This is a genomic window from Actinomadura fulvescens (assembly GCF_039533225.1).
Taxonomy (GTDB): domain Bacteria; phylum Actinomycetota; class Actinomycetes; order Streptosporangiales; family Streptosporangiaceae; genus Spirillospora; species Spirillospora fulvescens.
Window position 1 is genome coordinate 160,876 of record NZ_BAAATD010000011.1, and the last position, 19,804, is coordinate 180,679.

The following is a 19,804-nucleotide window of genomic DNA, read 5'->3' on the forward strand; positions in this document are numbered from 1 at the left end:
GGAACCAGGGAGCCGGGCGGGTAGTCTGGTCCACGTGCGATCCCGTGTGGCAGGCGTGCGTCGCCGCGACCGGTACGGCCGCGGCCTCCGTGGCCCTCTGACACCCCCGCAGGCGCCGGTCTCCCGCACCCGCGCGGAGCGCTTCGACGACCTCGTCCGCGACGAGGTGCGCCGGCTGGAGCAGCGCTGGGGGCGCGAGCTCGCCCAGGTCGAGTTCGCCGTCGACGACGTCCCCGACCTCGAACCCTGGTTCGACGGCCCCGTCCCGCTCGGGCAGACCGTGCCCGGCGACAACGGCCGTCCCGTCCGGATCGCGGTCTTCCGGCGGCCGATCGAGGCCCGCGCCAACGGCGACCGCGAGCTCGGCAGGCTCATCCGCGACCTCCTCGTCGAGGAGGTCGCCGACCTGCTCGGCCTCTCCCCCGAGTCCGTGGACCCGAGCTACGACACCCCCGACGACTGACCCCGAACCCGACCGCCCGTAGCGCCCGTAGCGCCCGTAGCGCCCGCGAACCCTCGTGACGCGCTGCGGGCGTTTGTGCGCCCTGCGGCAGGGTCGCGGCGCCCTGCGCATGCTCACAAGGTGCGCGAATTCCGTGGTGACCTGCGGGGCCTTCGGGATGGTGCCCAGGGCCCTGGCGTGGCGCGACGGCGAGCCGTCATGATCACGGCATCGTCATGATCATCCGGGTCATGGCCATGTCGTGTCATGAAGGGCCCGCGCATGCCCCCCTCACCGCGCAAGGCCGCGTCGGCGATCGCCGTGCTGGCCGCCGCCGGCACCCTGAGCATCCCGGTCGACGCCGCCCACGCCGCCCACGCCGCCCACGCCGCCCACGCCGCGCCGTCCGGAGCCGTCTACTTCGTCCACGGAATCGACTGGAACCACTCGCGTGCGGGAGACGCGCGGGTCGACTGCGAGAGCGCCTGGAAGGCGGCGAAGGCCGCCCTCAAGCAGCGCGGCTGGACCGGCGGCCTGGTCACCTGGGGCTTCTACGCCAAGGACGCCCGGTGCACCCGCAAGTTCAACGGGAACCTCAACACCCGCGTCCAGGAACTCGGCCGCAGGCTCGCCTGGGACATCCACGACCACTACACCAAGCGGGGCGAGCCCGTCGACGTGGTCGCCCATTCGATGGGCGGCATGGTCGTCCGCGCCGCCATCGAGGGCGTACGGCGGTACGGCCGGAACGCCGACTGGCCCGACCGGCTCCAGATCAAGGACGTCGTCACGTTCAGCACCCCGCACACCGGCACCAACTGGGCCACCACGTGCGCGGTGCTCCGCCGCTGGAAGCAATGCGGCGACCTGCGTCCCGGCAGCGGCTTCATCAAGTGGGCCGGGCAGAACCCGCAGGCGAACGGGGGCACCGACTGGACCCTCATCGGCGCGAGCGACGACGACCTGGTCACCAGCGGCTCGGCGACCGGGATGCGCGCGAGGCACAAGTCGATCTACGCCTCCGGCCAGGGCCTGGAGCACGGCACCGTGAAGAACAAGGGCACCGGCAACGGCTGGAAGTCCCGTTACACCGACGACTACGGGACGACGTGGCGCAATCGCACCGGCCCCGGACCCCTCCGGCTGATGTACGACGCGCTTTTGTCCAGTGCCCATTGATTTGAGGGCCAGTTGATTCGAGGGCGCATTGATAGTGCCACGGCACTAGCGAAATGGGGCCGCCGGCGCCTTCCGGCGGCCCCGTGACGCCGACCAGAATCTGATCCGTGCCCCGGACCAGGAGGACCGCCGTGCCTTTCCGTTCGCCCGACAGGACCAAAGCATTTCCGAAGGCCGACTATGTGATCGTGGTCGCGGAGAACCTCGATGACGAGCACCGCGCATCGATCAACCGGTTGCTGAGCCATGGCGCGACGGTCGTGGTCGTGCGCGAGCTCGGCGCCGCTGCGCAGTGGCTCGCAGAGGCACCGCCGGAGGATCCCGGCCTCGTCCAGGTGGGCGATCTGGAGATCCATCTCGGCGAGCGGCGGGTCCGCTGGCGGGGCCGGCAGCTGGGACTCAGCCGGCGGGAGGTCGAGATCATGAGCCATCTGGCCCGGCCGCCGGGCCGGGCCAGCTCGTTCGCGGAGATCACCGAGCGGGTGTGGGGCACCCGGACCGGCGTCGAGCCGACCGTCGTGCACTGCGCCGTGCGGCGGCTGCGCCGCAAGCTCGAAGAGGCGCAGGCGACCGTACGGGTCGAGTCCGTGCGCGGTTTCGGCCTCCGGCTCGTCCCGGAGTGAGCGCGGCTCGTCACATCTCCGGGTCGCCGTCCTCCGCGCCCTGACCCGCGCAGGCCCTGAACCCGTACCGTTCGGCGAACGCACGCATGTTCTCCTCCAGCGGGTTCGCGGTCAGCGAGCCGTCGATGATCTTCCGTGCCGTGGTGCGGTCGCCCGCGCGGAAGGCCCGATCGGCCCGGCCCGCGTCCTCGGTGAGGCGCGCGGCCATCCGCTTGGCGGGCTCGACGAACTCCCGCCGCAGCCGCGCGGCGTCCGCGGGCGGTGGCGGGACGGCCTCGATGCGCGCGGCGGTGCCCGACATGGAACGCGCGGCCGCCGCGAGCTCGGCGACCTCGTCGGCGAAGGTGTCCACCCGCTGCCCTTCCAACGCGGTCTCGGCGGCGACGCAGAGCGCGTCCACCGTGGCGATGTACCTGGCCTTGGCGGCGGCGGCGTCCTTGTCGGCCGGGTCACCGCCCGCGGCGTGCGCCCATACCCCGGCGCCCGCCGTTCCCAGCAGGACGAACGCGGTCAGCGCGGTGACGCGGGCACGACGGCGAATGGTCACGGTCTCCTCCGTTCGCGCGGCGCCGGAGACCTCCGCCGGGCGTTCGCGGCGAACGCGAACGCCCGGACGGAGGCCGGCGCGGAGCAGGTCTTCTGTCCGAGGGCCAGGACGGCGTCAGCAGCGGATGCGCTTCTGGTCGGACTTGCCGTATAGGGAGCGGGTCTGGCTGCCGCGCAGGACGGACCAGGCGTGCACCTGCGCCTTGGTGCGGTACAGCTGGCTGCCGCCGGAGCACTTCCACGACGCGACCAGCTTCTTGGTCAGCGCGTGCGAGGCGTTGCCGTCCTTGTGGTTCTTCTTGGCCTTGCTCCGCCAGACGCCGAGGCCGCGGTACTGCTGCAGCTCGACCTTGAACTCGATCTTGCGGCCCCAGCCGCCCTTGTTGCAGTGGATCTGCCGGCCGGTCTTGATGTACTTGCCGGTCTTGTAGGGCTTGAGGGCCTTGTACCAGCCGCGGCACTGCGGGTGGTAGCCGGTGTCGAACTTCTTCTTGCCGGACCAGCCCGCCGCCGAGGCGGTGTCCTTGGAACCGGTGTCGGCCGCCGCGGCGACGGGGCCGGTCACCGCGAGCCCGGCACTGGCCGCGACGCCGACGACGGACAGTGCGAGGAGACGCTTCGTCTTCATCAGGTCTTTCGCCTTTCTGTGCGACAGGACCCGCCGACATCACGTCAACGGGAGCCGGGAACAGAATGACAATCCTGATAATGGCGTTTCAATGGCGGTTCGTCGTCGGCTCGACGTCATCCGGAAAATAGTGCCCAGGCATCAAAATAAATGGCCCCGGAGCATCTTTACCGGCCGTTCAGGGAATGAGCGCGGTCTGGGAGTCGCCGACCGGCGGCAGGGTGACGGTGGTGGCGGCCGGGCCGATGGGCAGGATCGTGAGGAGCCCGGTGTCGCCCTTGCCCGTGGAGAGGGTCCGCGCGGCGTGCACCGGGCCGGAGCCGGGTCGCGGAACGATCAGCGCCCCGTAACCGGCGCCGCCCGGGCGCGGCCCGGCGAGCTTGATCTCGACCGTCCTGCCCGCCCCGATCCGCACGTCCTGTGGCGTGCCCTGGCCCTGCGCGTCCACGGCGGTGACCCGGACGGTGGCCGCACCGGCGGGCGCGGTGAGCTGCAGGTACGCCGCGAAACGGTTGTCGGTGACCAGCCCGCCGTGCGGGCCGAGCGGGAGCGTGGCGGTGCCGAACGCGACGTCGGCGCCGCGCTGCGCGGACAGGCCCGCCACGATCGGCCGGTCGGACACGAGCCGGACCGCGGCGGGCTTGCCCGACAGGGCACGGTCGAGATCGAGCGGGGTCACCGTCTCGGCGGGGGCGTCCAGCACGTCCTGCCCCTGGGGCGCGAACGCGCCGCTGGTCGTGATCACCTGGATCCGGATCCTGGCGTCCTGCTCGCCGGGCACGCCGACCAGCAACTGCCGCCGCCCGCCGCCGCCCGGCACCCCGGGGACCACGAGCGACGTGGCGGGCGCCGGCGCCTGCGGCATCCACTCGATGCCCTTCTTCTCGCCGATCCGCACCCGGACGGAGGCGGCGACCCTGCCGGTCGTGGCGCGCACGCGCAACGCCAGGTCGCGCGCCGTGGTCACGATGTCCCCGAGCCCCTCGGCCGATCCGCCGATACGGACGATCTTGGTGCGGTACGGCTCGACCGGGGTGCCGTGGCCGTCCACGGTGTCGAGCGGGCCCTCGCCCGACAGCGCGGTGACGTCGACCGAGGCGGGCTGGGCGTCCACGTTGGTGAGGTAGAGCTCGATGCGCTCGGCGGCGACCGGACCGGGGCCGAGGAACCACGCGTCGGTACCCGGGCGGGCGCACCTGGTGCCGGCCAGCCCGCGATCGGGACCGCCGCCCCAGTGAACGGTCCGTTCGGCCTCCAGCCCGGCGGCGAGCGCGCCGCCGCCCCGGACGGTGTAGGAGTCGTTTTCGGCGCGGCGTACGTCCTTGGCCCAGGACGTTCCGGCGTTGGGCACCGAGGCGACGGGCTTGCCGTCCGTCGTCTGGACGACGTCCACCCGGCCGCCGCCGGACCCGGCTCCCGGCGAGCCCTTGGGCGGCGTGAGCACGCTCATCCGCCCGTCCTCGCCGCCCCAGGGGCAGACGAGCGACGCCCACGTCACCGGCGCCTCGGCGCTCTTGGCCGCGGCACGCGTGCGTTCGGCGGGCCGGGACAGCGTCGCGGCACCGTACAGCGCGAGCACGGCCACCAGAACGAGTGCCGCGGTGGCGTAGCGGAAGCCCAGCAAGCGCAGGATCTTGTCCATCTACGATCGCTCCTCGGACGGCCCGGTCTCCGGAACGTCCACGGCCTCGATCGGACCCGCGCCTTCCGGCGGCGGGGGAACGGCCGGCGCCGGGACCGTCACGCCCTCGGCCGGCTCGAACCCGGCCGCGGGCTCGTTTTCGGGCTCGGCCTCGGCTTCGGGCTCGGGCTGGGGCCGGACACGACGGCGAAGGCCCTCCGACCGGCGGGCCAGCGACCCCGCGGCGGCCCGTGCACGGCGGCCCCGCGCCCGGCCGTGCCGCCCGTGGCCGCCGGGCGCGAGCTGGCCTTCGAGCTGAACGCCCGGCAGCGCCAGCACGGCGACCACGAGGACGGCGATGCCCTGGACCGCGACCCACAGGTGCCGCAGCAGCATGCCGCGCGACAGCTCGAACTCGCCGCCGCCCGCGGGCAGCTCGTACCCCTGGGCCCAGCCGTCCACGGTCGTGGACTTGACCTCGGCGCCGTTGAACTCGGCGCGCCAGCCGCCGTCGGCGGGCTCGGCGAGCAGCAACGTCCGCGGCCCGGTCCCGGCCGGAACGGTCACGGTCGCGGAGGCCGCCGGGACCTGCCCGACGGCCAGCGGCGTCACGGTGTCGTCGTCCAGCACCATCAGCCGGCCCGCCGCCGAGGGAAGCCGCCAGGCACCGAAGTCGCGCGTGCGGCTGAGCCGGCTGAGCTCGGGGTTGGCGTCGAGGACCGCGGTGAGTGCGTCGCGTTCGGGCCGGGGCACGAGAACGTACTGGACGCCCATCCTGGTCAGCGCCCGGGCGTCGTCGGTGCGGCCGCCCGCGATCCCGGCGACGAGGCCGTCCATCCTGCGCCGGGCCGTCTCGTTCACCGGCGTCTCGGCCTCGCCGAGCATCGGCTCGCGTCCGCGCACCACGGTGTAGACGACCCGGCCGGAGCCTTCGCGGTGCATGACCAGCGTGCGCGGCGCGGTCGGCGCGTTCACGAACGCGGGGATGACGTCGGGGTCGACCTTGCCGATCGGGCCGCCCGCACCCTGGACGATCCAGACCCCGGCCGCGAGCGCGGGCACGCTGAGGGCGGCGAGCACGACCAGCGCCCCGCCCGCCTGGTAGGTGAGGTGCCGGCCGGCGAGGACCTCCACGCCGCGCTGCACCGCGGCGGTCGCGGCCAGCAGCACGCCCGCGGCGGCGAAGACGAGCGCCACGCCCGGCCAGGCGGGTGCCTCGTCGGCGCCCTTGGGCACCGTCGCCATGCTGACCAGGATCGCGGTGAGGCCGCCGAAGATGGCCAGCAGCCAGCCCGCCAGTACGGCGGTCCGGCGGCTGCGCAGCGGAAGGGCGCAGACCGCGATGAGGAGCAGCCCGTACATCGTCCAGCGCGCCGGGGTGCCCGGGCCGCCGGGGTTGAGCGCGAGCAGGTCGCGGGCGGTGGCGGCGGGCGTGGCCGCCGTGTGCAGTCCCGCTTCGAGCAGGAACCGGGACGGATGCAGCAGCAGCCCCACCGTCCACGGCAGGAGCAGCAACGGCGGCGTCGCCAGCGCGATGACCAGGTTGCGGCGGCTACGGACCCGGCCACGGCCACGCGTGCGCCCGGCGAAGAGCATCCAGGTCAGAGCGCCCGCGATGAGCGCGAGCAGCCAGGTCAGCGGCACGAACGCCATCGCCACCGTGAGCAGCAGCGCGACGCCCCAGGCCGCGCGCCTGGCCCGCTTGTGGCGCGCCACCGGGTCGGCGGGCGCCGTCTTGCGCGGCAGGCCGTACATCCGCGCCACCTGGACGGCGATCAGCGGGAGCAGCACGATCACCACGGCGGTACCGAGCCGGCCGCCAGCGATGGCACCGGTGGCGGCGGGCAGCAGCGCGTAGACGGCCGCGAACCAGGCCCGGACGTAGGGCGCGGGGATGCGCCGGCGGGGGTGGTGGACGCGGCGGCCGGACACCCGGTCGTCGGAGATGACCAGCCGGGCGGCGAAGTAGGCCGCGAGCCCGGCCATCGGAACGCTGCCGAGCAGCAGCACCGACACGACGATCCAGGGCTTGCCGAACGTGAACGTGGAGAGCAGCGCGAGCACGCCCACGTACGGCGGGCTGCCCTCGTCCGAGCCGAGGCCCACCGGATGCCATCCCGAGACGTACTGGCCCCACAGCTCGTCCGCGCCTCCCCAGGCGGGCACCAGCGCGCCGCCGCCCAGCCGTCCGGCGGCGGTGAGAAGCGACCGCTCGGCGGCGACCGAGACGGCGGTGAGGCCGAGGACGAGCACGAGGCCCGGATGCGCGAGCAGCCGCCGGACCACGCCCGGCCTGTCGGGGACGAAGGCGTCCTCGTCGTCGTGGCGGCGGCCTGCGGCGTTCTTGGCGGCGAGGTGGTCGGCCACCGCCTCGATGGTGCGGCGCAGCGCCACCCAGCGGGCCTGGTAGCGCTTGATGGAGTGGTAGACGTGCCGGCGGCCGTCGGACCGCGCCGCGCGTGCGCGCATCAACCGGCGCGGGCCGCGCAGCACGTCGCCGAGCGCGGCCAGCTCGTCCTTGGCCGCCTGCTGCTGCTTGACCAGGAGCAGGAACAGCACCCGGGCGAACGTCGACCACAGGTTGCGCGCCAGTGCCCTCGCCATCGGGAACGCGGGCAGGTTGGCCAGCAGCGTGTAGAGAGCGTTGCGCCGGTCGAGTCGCCGCGGCGACTCGACCGACAGGCCGATCTCGCGCAGGCCCCGCCGGGACGCCTCGGCGTGGAAGACCACGGCGTCGCTGACCGCGACCACGCGATGCCCGGCGGCGTGGGCCCGCCAGCAGAAGTCGAGGTCGTCGCGGAACAGCCCGTACTCGGTGTCGAAGCCGCCCAGCCGTTCCCACACGTCGCGGCGCACCAGCATCCCGGCGCTGCCGACCGACAGGACGTCCTTGATGCCGTCGTGCTGCCCCTGGTCGAACTCGCTGCGGTCGAGGCCGGTCTCGCGGCGTCCTGCGCCGTCGATGGTGACGCCCAGTTCGAGCAGCACGCGGCGATCGGTCCAGTCACGGAGCTTGGCGCCGAGGACGGTCGCGTTGGGATCGGTGTCGGCCACCCGCAGCAGCAGCGCGAGCGCGTCGTGCGCGGGCGCCGAGTCGTCGTGGAGCAGCCAGATCCACTCGGTGCGGGGCTCTCCCGGCGAGTCGTCGGGGACCGGGATCGAGGCCGCGGGGTGGCGCAGCGCGGCGGCCACCGCCGAGCCGTATCCGGTCGCCGCGGGCAGCGTGAGCACGTTGCCGGCGCCGACGACCTCCGCCAGCACGGCGGGGCCGCGGTCACGGCTGCCGGTGTCCACCGCGACGAGGCGCTGCACCGGTCGTGTCTGGGTCAGCAGCGCCTTGAGGGTCTCCGGCAGCCAGCGGGCACCCTCGTGCGCAACGAGGACGGCCGTGACGACGTGGCGGTCGGCTGGACGAGGGGGTGGGGTCGACAAGGGGCGCTCGCGGGGTCGACGGGCAGCAGCCGTGCCGGCCATGGGCCGGCACGGCTGACCACTGTACGCGTGCCCCGGGAGACCCGCCCGGTTATCCCCCTAGATCGGGGAGGGCCCCCTAGAACAGATCGGGGAGGTCCCTTCGGCCGAGGGGCGGGGGCTCACCCCGGTCCCTTGGCCGAAGGGGCTTCCGGACAGGCCCTGGCTCCCCGTCGCGGGGGCCAGTGCCTGCCATCTCAGACGGCCTGGCGCTTCAACTTACGGCGTTCGCGCTCGGACAGTCCTCCCCAAATACCGAAACGTTCATCGTGCTGAAGCGCGTACTCCAAGCACTCTGCCCGCACCTCGCATGCCCGGCACACCTTCTTGGCCTCGCGAGTGGAGCCGCCCTTCTCCGGAAAAAATGCCTCCGGGTCCGTCTGCGCGCACAGCGCGCGCTCCTGCCAGCCCAACTCTTCACCGTCTGTGCCGTGCGCCAGCGGGATCACTACCTCGCTCACAGCGCACCTCCTAGCCCGTGGAGCCCCCTGGTCAATGCCTTCCCTCAGCTCCATCCCCCGAGAAGGCATAGAACTACACGCACGAAATTACACGCGTGTGATGGCCGCTCCGTCAAGCGGAACAAGTTTCCGGGGGGACATAGGCGGCTATTTGGGTATCGACGCGATCGAGATTGACCAGTGATCAGTTACGGCCGTCAGAAATTCACTGCGGCGGACGGTTGTCGCGGTACCAGTCGCCGCCCTCTTCGGGCCGTTGCTCGCCCTGCTGCGGCTGTTGCCCGTATCCGGGCTGACCGTATCCGCCGGACTGGCCGCCCTCGCCCTCGGAGGAGCCACCGTAGGCCCGGGTCCACTCCCCGGCGCCCTCTTCTTCGGCCGGGGGCTGCTGCTGGTAACCGGGCTGGCCGTACTGCTGCTGGCCTTGGTCGTAACCGCCCTGCTGCTGCGCCTGCGGGTCGTAGCCCGCCTGCTGCTGCCCGTACTGCTGCTGCCCGTACTGCTGCTGGTCGCCGTAGCCCTGCTGCTGCTCGCCGTAACCCGGCTGAGGCTGGCCGTACCCCTGCTGGCCGTACTGCTGCTGGCCATAGCCCTGCTGCGCCTGCGGGTCGTAGGCGGCCTGCTGGCCGTACTGCTGCTGCTCGTAGCCCTGCTGCTGGCCGTACTGCTGCTGGCCCTGCTGGTAGCCGTAGTCGGGGTAGGCGCCGGGCACCTGCCCGGGAGCCGCCGCCTTGGGACGCGCGGGCTGCAGGCTCTGGAAGACCGTGAAGACGAACCAGCCGCCGATGCCGATCACCGCCAGCTTGGCCACGCCGACGAGGAACGCGGCGAGCTTGGTCGAAGCGCTGACCTTGAACCCGAGCTCGCTGTCACCGCCGGCGAGCATGCCCGCCAGCCAGGAGATCACGGTGAAGAGCGCGATGCCGCCGAGCACGCCGAGGGCGCCCAGCACGATCATGCGCGCCTGCGGGGTCGGCGGGTCCTGCCAGGTGACCAGGAACACGGCGAGCACCAGGAGGCCGACGACGGCGACGTGGGTGAAGGTCCCGTTGGAGATCTCGGACAGCGCGCTGTACTTGAAGCCGTCGCCGGACAGCAGGTCGATGATGCCGGCGAGCAGTTGCAGCCCGGCAGAGGCGACCAATACCCAGGCGGCCGGTTCACGCAGACGCTGGACGGCTTCCTTGTTCACGACCATCTCTCCAGACAGAGGAAATCGGTTTCCGACCCAAAGCTTTGCACATCGGGCCGCCCGGCGTCCGCCGGGCAATGATCGTCCCTACGTCTGTTTACCCATGGCGCGTCTCGTCCGCGTCTCGCCCGGCCCACGAAACGGCCAAGGAGAGCGCGCGGGTGCCTAGGAGCGGCACAAGAACGCCGACCGGCGTCGGAGCCGGGGGCCCGCGCGCCCTAGGCTGGCCCGCATGAGGATCGTGGCGCTGGCGGGCGGCATCGGCGGGGCCCGCTTCCTGCGCGGACTGCGGGCGGCCGCCCCCGAGGCCGAGATCACAGTGATCGGGAACACCGGAGACGACATCACGCTGTTCGGGCTGCGGGTCTGTCCCGATCTGGACACCGTGATGTACACGCTCGGCGGCGGCATCAACGAGGAGCAGGGCTGGGGCCGGACCGGCGAGAGCTTCACCGTCAAGGAGGAGCTGCTGGCGTACGGGGTCGGGCCGAGCTGGTTCGGGCTCGGCGACCGCGACTTCGCGACCCACATCGTGCGCACCCAGATGCTCGCGGCCGGCTACCCGCTGTCGGCCGTCACCGAGGCGCTGTGCGACCGCTGGCAGCCAGGCGTACGCCTGATCCCGATGACCGACGACCAGGTCGAGACGCACGTCGTGATCGACGACTCGGAGCAGGGCGGCCAGGGCCGCCGCGCGATCCACTTCCAGGAGTGGTGGGTGCGGCTGCGCGCCTCGGTCCCGGCCGAGTCGATCGCGCTCGTCGGCGCCGAGGACGCCAAGCCCGCGCCGGGCGTGCTGGAGGCGGTCGAGGCCGCCGACGTCGTGCTGTTCCCGCCGTCCAACCCGGTCGTGAGCATCGGCACGATCCTGTCCGTGCCGGGCGTCCGGGCCGCCGTCACGGCCAAGACCGTGGTCGGGGTCTCGCCGATCATCGGTGGCGCGCCGGTACGCGGTATGGCCGACGCGTGCCTCACCGCGATCGGCGTGGAGACCTCCGCCCAGGCCGTCGCCGAGCTGTACGGGCCTGAGCTGGTGAACGGCTGGCTGGTGGCCGAGGCCGACTCCGGCGTCCGGGTCGAGGGCATGCGGGTGCGGTCCCGTCCGCTGCTGATGAGCGACCCGGAGGCCACCGCCGCGCTCGCCCGCGCCGCGCTCGACCTCGCCGGGGAGCTGGCGTGAACGTGCGCGTCTTCGGGCTCCCGGGGCTTCCGGAAGTGCGGGAGGGCGACGACATCGCCGCCCTCGTCCCGGACGAGGCGATCGAGGACGGCGACATCCTCGTCATCACGTCCAAGATCGTGAGCAAGGCCGAGGGCCGGGTGCTGGTCGCCGCCGACCGGGAGAAGGCGATCGACGCCGAGACCGTGCGGGTGGTGGCCCGCCGCACGCACGCCCACGGCGAGACGCGGATCGTCGAGACCCGGCAGGGACTCGTGCTGGCCGCCGCCGGTGTGGACGCCTCCAACACCGCGCCCGGCACCGTGCTGCTCCTGCCCGCCGACCCGGACGAGTCGGCCCGCCGCGTCCGCGCCGCGCTGCGCGAACGCACCGGCGTCAACGTCGCCGTCATCGTGTCCGACACGCTCGGCCGCCCGTGGCGGATCGGCTTGACCGACGCCGCGATCGGGGTCGCGGGGCTGGCGCCGCTGGACGACCTGCGCGGCCGGGACGACGCGTACGGCAACCGCCTGGAGGCGACCGTCACGGCGGTCGCCGACGAGCTCGCCGCCGCCGCCGACCTGGTCAAGGGCAAGCTCGACGGCGTGCCGATCGCCGTGGTCCGCGGCATGGGCGGCCTGGTGACCGAGGAGGACGGCCCGGGTGCGCGCGCGCTGGTACGGCCGTCGTCGGAGGACATGTTCCGCTACGGGTCGTCCGACGTGCTGCACGCGCGGCGCACGATCCGGGAGTTCACCGACGAGCCGGTGGACCCGGCTGCGGTCCGCCGCGCGGTCGCCGCCGCGATCACCGCGCCCGCGCCGCACCACACGACGCCCTGGCGCTTCGTCCTGCTGGAGTCCGCCGGCGCCCGGATCGAGCTACTGGACGCGATGCGCGACGCGTGGGAGGCCGACCTGCGCCGCGACGGCTTCTCCGAGGAGTCGATCACCAGACGGCTGCGGCGCGGCGACGTGCTGCGCCGCGCCCCGTACCTGATCGTGCCGTGCCTGGTGATGGACGGCTCGCACGACTACCCGGACGCGCGGCGGGCGGGCGCCGAACGTGAGATGTTCGTCGTCGCGACCGGTGCGGGCGTGCAGAACCTGCTGGTCGGCCTGGCCGTCGAGGGGCTCGGTTCGTGCTGGGTGTCGAGCACGATGTTCTGCCGCGACGTCGTACGGGAGGCACTGGACCTGCCGGACGAGTGGGATCCCATGGGCGCGGTGGGCGTCGGGCACGCCGCCGCTCCGCCGCGCGACCGCCCGCCGCGCGGCCCCGAGGCGTTCATCGAGGTGCGTTAGAGCGGGTCAGCGGCTGGACCAGGAGCGGAGCGCCTGGTCGATCTCCTTCTGGGTGGGCAGGCGCAGGACGCGCGGCGCGGTCTCGCTGAGGCCGTGCTCGCGCGCGTACGCCGCTCCCATCGCCCCCTCGGGCGTACGGAAGCCGAAGCGCTGCAGCGTCTCGCGGGCCGACCGGGAGCCGAGCGCCGACAGGAAGGCCGCCGCGCCGTCGTGCCGGAGCGTGTCCCTGGTGGTGATCGCGAACGGATGGTCGAGCATCAGCGTCCCCTCGCGGGGAGGCAGCGCCACCACCGGATTGGGCCGGTGCGCGTCGTTGTAGGCGACCACGGCCTGTTCGGAGGTCACCGCCAGCGGGCGGACGAACCGTTCCATTCCGGCCAGGTCGTTCAGCGGGGTGACGTCCGTGCCGCGGCGCAGGTCGCCGACGACCCGCGCGTTCACCGGCTTCTTCTGGACCTGCGCGAGAGCGATCATGGCCACGGTGCCGGTCATGTCCTTCGCGGGATCGGCCGTGCGGCGCGCCAGCGAGATCCCCGACGCCTTCCGGCCGAGGAGGAGCCGCCAGCTGGGCACCACGCCGGCGTCGCGGAACTCGGCGTCCACCGGGCGGGTGGTGGCCAGCACCACGGCCGAGGTGGCGAAGGAGGGCCCGCCCACGGGGACCTCCTGGTGCCCGGCACGGCGCGCGACGCCGAGCCACAGCGACGACTCGGGGATCCAGGCGTCGCCGCGCCGGGCGTCCGTGTTCTTGGTCGCGTTCGTACGGACGTAGTCGGCCGGGGCGACCGCCGTGATCTGTGCCCGGACGCAACGGCCGCCGACCCGGCGGGACTCCACGTTGAAGCGCTCGGCCACGGTCCGCAGCGCCGGAGCGATCTCGGGCTGCGCGGCGATCGTCACCTCCAGCGGAGCGCCGCTGCACGGCTGCGAGAACGCGCCGAGCGCCCAGGCTCCGCCACCGCCCACGCCCACGGCGAGCAGGGCGCCGACCGCGAGGAAGACGGGCAGCCGGCGACGGCGCGCCGGTAGCCATCCGGCAGACCAGTCATTCGCCGTTCTTTCCACAGAAGCACTCATCCGTCGCAGAAGCCATGTCAAGATCGTTATGACCCTCGTCCGGGGGTCACCCGAAGAGATCCACCCAAAGATTACGAGTAATGCCGGCGGCAACGACCGACCGGCTTGTCATAGAGAGCGGCGATGGAGTGATCCACCGCCGTTCGCCCCGCTGGGCGCGGCGGCCATGCCGGCGCGCCCGAAAGGAGTTCGCTCCCCCATGAAGCAGCGAGCACGACTCATCATCGCCTCGGCGATAGCCATAGCCTGCGGCGCGGCGGCGCTCCTCGCCGTCGCCCTCGGCACCGGAGGGGGCTCGGCGACGGCCGGCAACGTCAGCGCCGCCGCCGACGGCCCGCGCGAGTTCCCGACCACCGCCGGCCTCGGTGGACGCAAGGTCAAGAACCTCAAGGCCGTGCAGTACAAGCAGTACCCCAAGGGCACCAAGGTCCAGATCAAGTGCCAGGCCTGGGGCACGCTGGCCTACGAGTCGTACATCTGGGACAAGACCACGGACGGCCTGTGGATCCCGGACCACTACGTCAAGACCGGCTACAGCAAGTTCGTGCCCGGCATCCCGAAGTGTGACAACGACAAGCCGACGGCCGGTCCCGGCTACGGCAAGCCCGTCTTCGAAGACCCGCGGTGCACCAAGCCGGGTGCGGTCCACGGCCGTCAGAGCCAGGCCGCGGCGCGCAAGGTGAAGGGCTCCACCAAGGGCACCTCCAAGCAGAAGGTCGAACGTGTCGTCAGGGCGGCCCTCTCCCAGACCGGCAAGAAGATCCCGTACGCCTGGGGCGGCGGCGGCTTGGGCGGCCCGAGCTGCGGCAACCCCAAGGGCCACTACCGCGAGAGCGCGGACGACTACCTCCGCTACGGATACGACTGCTCGGGCTTCACGGCCTACGCGTTCTGGAAGGGCGCCGGCAAGGACATCGGCCCGGCGACCGGATTCCAGTTCACGAAGGGCAAGAAGGTCTCCTACAAGAACCTGCGCCGCGGCGACCTGATCTTCTGGGGCGGCGGCACGAACGGCTGGAAGACCACCCACGTCGCGCTCTACCTCGGCAAGGGCAAGATCGTCGAAGCCAAGTGGCCGCGCACCACGACCAGTGTGCACGTCCGCAAGTTCACCAAGTCCGCGGAGAAGGACCTCGCCGCGTACGCCATCCGCGTCTTCGCCTGACCCCGAAGAAAGCGCGAGGCCCCAGAGAACGGCCGGGCAGGGGCTGAGGAGCCGCCTCGCGGCCGGGCGATCCCCGGCGGCGAGGCGGCTCCGCCGTTTCCGGGCGTGTCCGCTCCCCCGGCGGTGGCACACTTGCGATGCGATGTTGGAACGAGAGTGGCGGCCGCCCTGGCCGGTGGACGTGCGGCGGGCGCTGGCGCCGCACCGCCGGGGCCACGGCGATCCCGCGTTCCAGATCGATCGCGACGGCACGATCCGGCGCGCCTCGTTCACTCCGGACGGCCCCGGAACGCTCGCCCTGCGCGACTCCGGCGCCGTCATCCACGCGGCCGCCTGGGGACCGGGAGCCGCCTGGCTCCTCGACGGGCTCCCCGATCTCCTCGGCGCCCGGGACACCCCCGAGGACTTCGTGCCCGACCACCCGCTGCTCCGCGACCTGATCGGGCGGAGCCCCGGCCTGCGGATCAGCCGTACGAACCGGGTCTTCGAGGCGCTCGTGCCCGCCGTGCTGGAGCAGAAGGTCCTGGGCCTGGAGGCCTTCCGGGCCTGGCGCTATCTGCTGCGGCGGTTCGGCGCGCCCGCTCCCGGCGCCCCGGACATGCGAGTGCCCCCGCCGCCTGAGGTGTGGGCGCGCATCCCGTCGTGGGAGTGGCACCGCTCAGGTGCGGAGGCGGTACGGGCACGTACGATCATCGGCGCCGCCCGGGTGGCGGCCCGCCTGGAGGCCGATCCCACCGAACGCAAGCTGCGTTCGCTCCCGGGCATCGGGGTCTGGACGGCCGCGGAGATCAGGCAGCGGGCGCTCGGAGATCCCGACGCCGTCTCGGTCGGCGACTACCACCTGCCCGGGATCGTGGGCTGGGCTTTCACCGGCCGTAAGGTCGACGACGACGGGATGCTCGAACTACTGGAGCCGTACGCGGGGCATCGGTACCGGGTCACCCGGCTGCTGGGATCGTCCGGTGCCGGGCCCCCGAGACGCGGGCCGCGCCTGGCCGTGCGTGACTACCGCCACTTCTAGCCTGCCTGCGCCGCATCCAGAAGTTGTCGCGGGCCCAGTCGAGCCCGTCACGGGAGTCGGAGCCGAAGAGCGGGCCCAGCACGGCGAGTGCGGCGAAGAAGATCACGAAAGCGAGCATGGGACTGTCCTTTGGGTCGTGATGGATGAGCCCTGGCCGGGGCTCGGGGGACGTTCCCGCGCGGTGTGCCTCCAGTCTGACCTGCCGGAACCTTCAGGTCCAGCGACCATTTCTGCATGGAATGTGTAAGAATCTCTTCACTATGTTGGATCTGGCCAGGTTGCGGATACTTCGCGAGCTCAAACAACGCGGGACCGTAGGAGCCGTCGCCGACGCCCTCGGCTACAGCCCCTCGGCCGTCTCCCAGCAACTCGCCCAGCTGCAGAAGGACGTGCGCGTCCCCCTGGTCGAAAAGGTGGGCCGCCGCCTTCGCCTCACCGCCGCCGGCGAGATCCTCGCCCAGCACGCCGAGTCACTGCTCGCCCAGGCCCAGCGCGCCGAAGAGGCCACCGTCGCCGCCGGCGGCCGCGTAGCGGGCACCGTCAAGGTCGTCGGCTTCCAAACGGCCCTCCTCCACGTCCTGGCCCCCGCGCTGCCGGCGCTCAAGGCCGACTACCCCGACCTGTGCGTGGACGTCCTGGACGAGGAGCTCAGCCGGGTCCTGCAGTCCCTCATCCTCCAGGACATCGACATCGTCCTGACCGACGAGTACTCGCACCTCCCCCGGCCCATCCGTTCGGAGCTGACCGCCGAGGCGCTCATCACCGAGCACATGCGGATCGCCCTCCCCGAGAAACATCCCCTCGCCGTGTCCGGCGCCCCGGTCCGCCTTGCCGACCTCTCCACCGCCGCCTGGGCGACGGGCCACGTCGGCACCAATCACTCCGACCTGCTGGAGCGCACCTGCGTGGACGTGGCGGGCTTCCGTCCGGACATCCGCCACCGCTCCAACGACATCCTGCTCATCTTCGCGATGATCACTCACGGCGCCGTCGCGTTCGTTCCCGACCTGGCCCTCGCCGAACGCGAGCCCGGCATCGTCGTACGCGAGATCGCGGAGGCCGACGTCCTGCGCCGCATGGTGATGTGGACCCGGGCGGGCACCGGGCTGCGCCCCTCCGTCCGCGCCGTGATGGAGGCCCTCCGCCACTCCGCCGACACCCTGGTCGAAGCCCGCCCCAGCCTCATCCGCGGTCAGGGGCGGCAAGCGGATCACGGGTAGCAAGGGAATACGGGAGAGCGTGCGCGGGCTGTAGCCGACGGGCAGGGGCGCCTGGACGCACAATATGACGTTTGGCATAGAGTGCGGGCATGGACGCTGGTGTGACGGACTCCGCGCTTCGCCGGGCGTTGGCTCGTGCGCGGGACGGCAAGACGCTCGATGTTTCCGAGGCCACCACTCTGCTGCACGCGCGGGGCGCGCGGCTCGACGATCTGCTGACGTACGCGGCGCGCGTGCGCGACTCCGGGCTGGAGGCCGCGGGACGGCCCGGCATCATCACCTACAGCCGGGGCGTGTTCATCCCGTTGACCCGGCTGTGCCGGGATCGATGTGGTTACTGCACGTTCGCCACGGTGCCGCACAAGCTGGACGCTCCCTACCTGAGCCCGGACGAGGTCGTGGAGATCGCGCGGCAGGGCGCGGCGCTGGGGTGCAAGGAGGCGCTGTTCACGCTCGGCGACAAGCCCGAGGACCGGTGGAAGCCGGCGCGGGAATGGCTCGACGCGCACGGCTACGACGACACGATCTCGTACGTGCGGGCGATGGCGATCCGGGTGCTGGAAGAGACGGGATTGCTGCCGCACCTGAATCCCGGGGTGATGAGCTGGCGCGACTTCCAGCGGCTCAAGCCGGTCTCGGCGTCCATGGGGATGATGCTGGAGACGACGGCGACGCGGTTGTTCAGTGAGCGGGGCGGGCCGCACTTCGGGTCGCCCGACAAGGACCCCGCGGTCAGGCTGCGCGTGCTGGAGGACGCCGGGCGGACCAACACGCCGTTCACCACGGGCATCCTGATCGGGATCGGCGAGACGCTCCAGGAGCGGGCCGAGTCGATTTTCGCCATCAGGAAGACGATGCGGGAGTACGGGGCGATCCAGGAGGTCATCGTCCAGAACTTCCGCGCCAAGCCCGACACCAAGATGCGGGCCACGCCGGACGCCGGGCCGGAGGAGCTCGCGGCCACCATCGCGGTGGCGCGGCTGGTGCTCGGATCCAAGGCGCGCATTCAGGCGCCGCCCAACCTGGTGGGCGGCGAGTTCGCGTTGATGCTCCGGGCGGGGATCGACGACTGGGGCGGGGTCTCGCCGGTCACCATCGACCACGTGAACCCCGAAAAGCCGTGGCCGCAGATCGACGAGCTGACGGCCAGGACGGCGGAGCTGGGCTTCACGCTGAGGGAACGGCTGCCGGTCTATCCCGAGTACGTGAAGCGCGGCGAGCCCTGGCTCGACCCTCGGATGATGGGGCATGTCGCGGCGCTGGCCGAGGCCTCCACCGGGCTCGCCGATGAGGAGAAGATTCCGGAAGGGCGGCCCTGGCAGGAGCCGGACGGGGGTTTCGAGGCGTTCGGGCGCACCGAGCTCCACGTCGAGATCGACACGACCGGGCGGACGAGTGACCGGCGGGACGACTTCGACGAGGTCTACGGCGACTGGGACGCGCTCAAGGACCGCATGTCGGCGCCGCAGCGTTTCGACGCCGACATCAAGGCGGCGCTGGCGCGTGCGGAGGCCGATCCGGCCGGGCTCAGCGACGATGAGGCGCTGGCCCTCCTTCACGCGGACGGTCCCGAACTGGAGGCGCTGACCAGGCTGGCCGATGGGCTGCGGAAGGACGCGGTCGGCGACGACGTCACCTATGTGGTGACGCGCAACATCAACTTCACGAACGTCTGTTACACGGGCTGCCGGTTCTGCGCGTTCGCCCAGCGCCGGACCGACGCGGACGCCTACACGCTGTCGCTGGAGCAGGTCGGCGACCGGGTCGACCAGGCGTGGGCCGCGGGCGCCACCGAGATCTGCATGCAGGGCGGCATCCACCCCGACCTGCCCGGCACCGCCTACTTCGACCTCGCACGCGAGGTCAAGAAGCGGGCTCCGGAGATCCACCTCCACTCCTACAGCCCGATGGAAGTGGTCAACGGCGCCTCCCGCACCGACCTGTCGGTACGGGAGTGGCTACAGGAGGCCAAGGCCGCCGGTGTCGACTCGCTGCCCGGCACGGCCGCGGAGATCCTCGACGACGAGGTCCGGTGGGTGCTCACCAAGGGCAAGCTGCCGACCGAGCAGTGGATCGAGGTCGTCACCACCGCGCACGAGGTCGGCCTCCCGACCACCTCGACGATGATGTACGGGCACGTCGACACGCCCTCGCACTGGGTCGCGCACCTCAAGCTGCTGCGTTCACTGCAGGAGCGGACGGGCGGGTTCACCGAGTTCGTGCTTCTCCCGTTCGTGCACCACAACTCGCCCATCTACCTGGCCGGTCTGGCACGACCGGGGCCGACGGTACGGGAGAACCTCGCCGTCCACGCGCTGGCCCGGATCCTGCTGCACGGCGCCATCCACAACATCCAGACCTCATGGGTGAAGCTGGGCGACGAGGTGGCGACCCGGGTCCTGCAAGGCGGCGTCAACGACCTCGGCGGAACGCTGATGGAGGAGACCATCAGCCGGATGGCGGGCTCGGAGAACGGCTCGTTCAAGACCATCAGCTCGCTGGAGGCCATCGCCGCCGCCGCAGGACGGCCCGCCGTCCAACGCACGACCGAATACGGCCGCCCCTCCCCTGAACGCATCGAGGCCGCCCGCAAAACCGACGGCGTAGGCCACTTCGGCCGAGGCCTCTCGCTGCCACTCGTCGGAAGCTGAATGAGAGAGGCTCCCCGCTATCGCGTGGGGAGCCTCTCTCCTCC

General features: G+C 72.2%; 16 protein-coding genes. 9 read left to right on the plus strand and 7 right to left on the minus strand.

Annotation, left to right across the window (positions count from 1 at the left end; genetic code table 11):
• Positions 1–34: 34 nt before the first annotated feature.
• The 3 genes from ABD333_RS34470 (at position 35) to ABD333_RS34480 (ending at position 2,244) form a co-directional block, all read left to right on the plus strand.
• Positions 35–463: a metallopeptidase family protein gene (locus ABD333_RS34470; RefSeq protein ID WP_344546738.1), complete on the plus strand. Its 429-nt coding sequence runs from the start codon at positions 35–37 to the stop codon at positions 461–463.
• A gap of 261 nt (positions 464–724) precedes the next feature.
• Positions 725–1,621, plus strand: a complete 897-nt coding sequence (locus tag ABD333_RS34475) for an esterase/lipase family protein (protein WP_344546739.1) — start codon at positions 725–727, stop codon at positions 1,619–1,621.
• Between the two features lie 131 nt (positions 1,622–1,752).
• Positions 1,753–2,244, plus strand: coding sequence for a winged helix-turn-helix domain-containing protein (locus tag ABD333_RS34480; protein ID WP_344546740.1), 492 nt, complete (start codon positions 1,753–1,755; stop codon positions 2,242–2,244).
• A 10-nt stretch (positions 2,245–2,254) separates the two neighbouring features.
• Here ABD333_RS34480 and ABD333_RS34485 read toward each other — a convergent pair whose 3' ends face one another.
• From ABD333_RS34485 to ABD333_RS34510, 6 genes are all read right to left on the minus strand, one after another.
• On the minus strand, positions 2,255–2,791 hold the full coding sequence (locus ABD333_RS34485; protein WP_344546741.1) for a hypothetical protein: 537 nt from the start codon (positions 2,789–2,791) through the stop codon (positions 2,255–2,257).
• A 114-nt stretch (positions 2,792–2,905) separates the two neighbouring features.
• Positions 2,906–3,418: a hypothetical protein gene (locus ABD333_RS34490; RefSeq protein WP_344546742.1), complete on the minus strand. Its 513-nt coding sequence runs from the start codon at positions 3,416–3,418 to the stop codon at positions 2,906–2,908.
• A 178-nt stretch (positions 3,419–3,596) separates the two neighbouring features.
• On the minus strand, positions 3,597–5,060 hold the full coding sequence (locus tag ABD333_RS34495) for a DUF5719 family protein (RefSeq protein WP_344546743.1): 1,464 nt from the start codon (positions 5,058–5,060) through the stop codon (positions 3,597–3,599).
• Positions 5,061–8,471: a glycosyltransferase gene (locus ABD333_RS34500; protein WP_344546744.1), complete on the minus strand. Its 3,411-nt coding sequence runs from the start codon at positions 8,469–8,471 to the stop codon at positions 5,061–5,063. It lies immediately after the preceding gene.
• A 236-nt stretch (positions 8,472–8,707) separates the two neighbouring features.
• On the minus strand, positions 8,708–8,971 hold the full coding sequence (locus tag ABD333_RS34505) for a WhiB family transcriptional regulator (RefSeq protein ID WP_067487041.1): 264 nt from the start codon (positions 8,969–8,971) through the stop codon (positions 8,708–8,710).
• A gap of 205 nt (positions 8,972–9,176) precedes the next feature.
• Positions 9,177–10,163 (minus strand): hypothetical protein, encoded by a 987-nt coding sequence (locus ABD333_RS34510; protein ID WP_344546745.1) that lies wholly within the window; start codon positions 10,161–10,163, stop codon positions 9,177–9,179.
• A gap of 232 nt (positions 10,164–10,395) precedes the next feature.
• Between ABD333_RS34510 and cofD the strand changes: the two genes are divergently transcribed.
• On the plus strand, positions 10,396–11,343 hold the full coding sequence (gene cofD, locus ABD333_RS34515) for a 2-phospho-L-lactate transferase (RefSeq protein ID WP_344546746.1): 948 nt from the start codon (positions 10,396–10,398) through the stop codon (positions 11,341–11,343).
• Positions 11,340–12,626 carry a coenzyme F420-0:L-glutamate ligase gene (locus ABD333_RS34520; RefSeq protein ID WP_344546747.1) on the plus strand — a complete coding sequence of 429 codons (1,287 nt, stop codon included), beginning with the start codon at positions 11,340–11,342 and terminating at the stop codon, positions 12,624–12,626. The genes cofD and ABD333_RS34520 overlap by 4 nt, the downstream gene beginning before the upstream one ends.
• 6 nt (positions 12,627–12,632) lie before the next feature.
• Here the strand turns inward: ABD333_RS34520 and ABD333_RS34525 are convergent, their stop codons facing one another.
• On the minus strand, positions 12,633–13,691 hold the full coding sequence (locus ABD333_RS34525; protein WP_344546748.1) for a substrate-binding domain-containing protein: 1,059 nt from the start codon (positions 13,689–13,691) through the stop codon (positions 12,633–12,635).
• A 211-nt stretch (positions 13,692–13,902) separates the two neighbouring features.
• Here ABD333_RS34525 and ABD333_RS34530 point away from each other — a divergent pair, with 211 nt between their 5' ends.
• From ABD333_RS34530 to ABD333_RS34545, 4 genes are all read left to right on the plus strand, one after another.
• Positions 13,903–14,868, plus strand: a complete 966-nt coding sequence (locus tag ABD333_RS34530) for a C40 family peptidase (protein ID WP_344546749.1) — start codon at positions 13,903–13,905, stop codon at positions 14,866–14,868.
• A 142-nt stretch (positions 14,869–15,010) separates the two neighbouring features.
• Positions 15,011–15,889 (plus strand): DNA-3-methyladenine glycosylase family protein, encoded by an 879-nt coding sequence (locus ABD333_RS34535; protein WP_344546750.1) that lies wholly within the window; start codon positions 15,011–15,013, stop codon positions 15,887–15,889.
• Between the two features lie 260 nt (positions 15,890–16,149).
• Complete coding sequence (locus ABD333_RS34540; RefSeq protein WP_344546751.1) at positions 16,150–17,109, plus strand: LysR family transcriptional regulator; 960 nt, start codon at positions 16,150–16,152, stop codon at positions 17,107–17,109.
• Positions 17,110–17,198: 89 nt separating this feature from the next.
• A complete protein-coding gene (locus tag ABD333_RS34545; RefSeq protein WP_344546752.1) occupies positions 17,199–19,760 on the plus strand; it encodes a bifunctional FO biosynthesis protein CofGH in 2,562 nt (853 codons plus the stop codon).
• Positions 19,761–19,804: the final 44 nt, after the last annotated feature.

Coding starts and splice junctions, on each gene's coding strand:
- ABD333_RS34475 (WP_344546739.1), top strand. CDS start 725: ATGCCCCCCTCACCGCGCAAGGCCGCGTCGGCGATCGCCGTGCTGGCC.
- ABD333_RS34490 (WP_344546742.1), bottom strand. CDS start 3,418: ATGAAGACGAAGCGTCTCCTCGCACTGTCCGTCGTCGGCGTCGCGGCC.
- ABD333_RS34495 (WP_344546743.1), bottom strand. CDS start 5,060: ATGGACAAGATCCTGCGCTTGCTGGGCTTCCGCTACGCCACCGCGGCA.
- cofD (WP_344546746.1), top strand. CDS start 10,396: ATGAGGATCGTGGCGCTGGCGGGCGGCATCGGCGGGGCCCGCTTCCTG.
- ABD333_RS34530 (WP_344546749.1), top strand. CDS start 13,903: ATGAAGCAGCGAGCACGACTCATCATCGCCTCGGCGATAGCCATAGCC.
- ABD333_RS34535 (WP_344546750.1), top strand. CDS start 15,011: ATGTTGGAACGAGAGTGGCGGCCGCCCTGGCCGGTGGACGTGCGGCGG.
- ABD333_RS34540 (WP_344546751.1), top strand. CDS start 16,150: ATGTTGGATCTGGCCAGGTTGCGGATACTTCGCGAGCTCAAACAACGC.
- ABD333_RS34545 (WP_344546752.1), top strand. CDS start 17,199: ATGGACGCTGGTGTGACGGACTCCGCGCTTCGCCGGGCGTTGGCTCGT.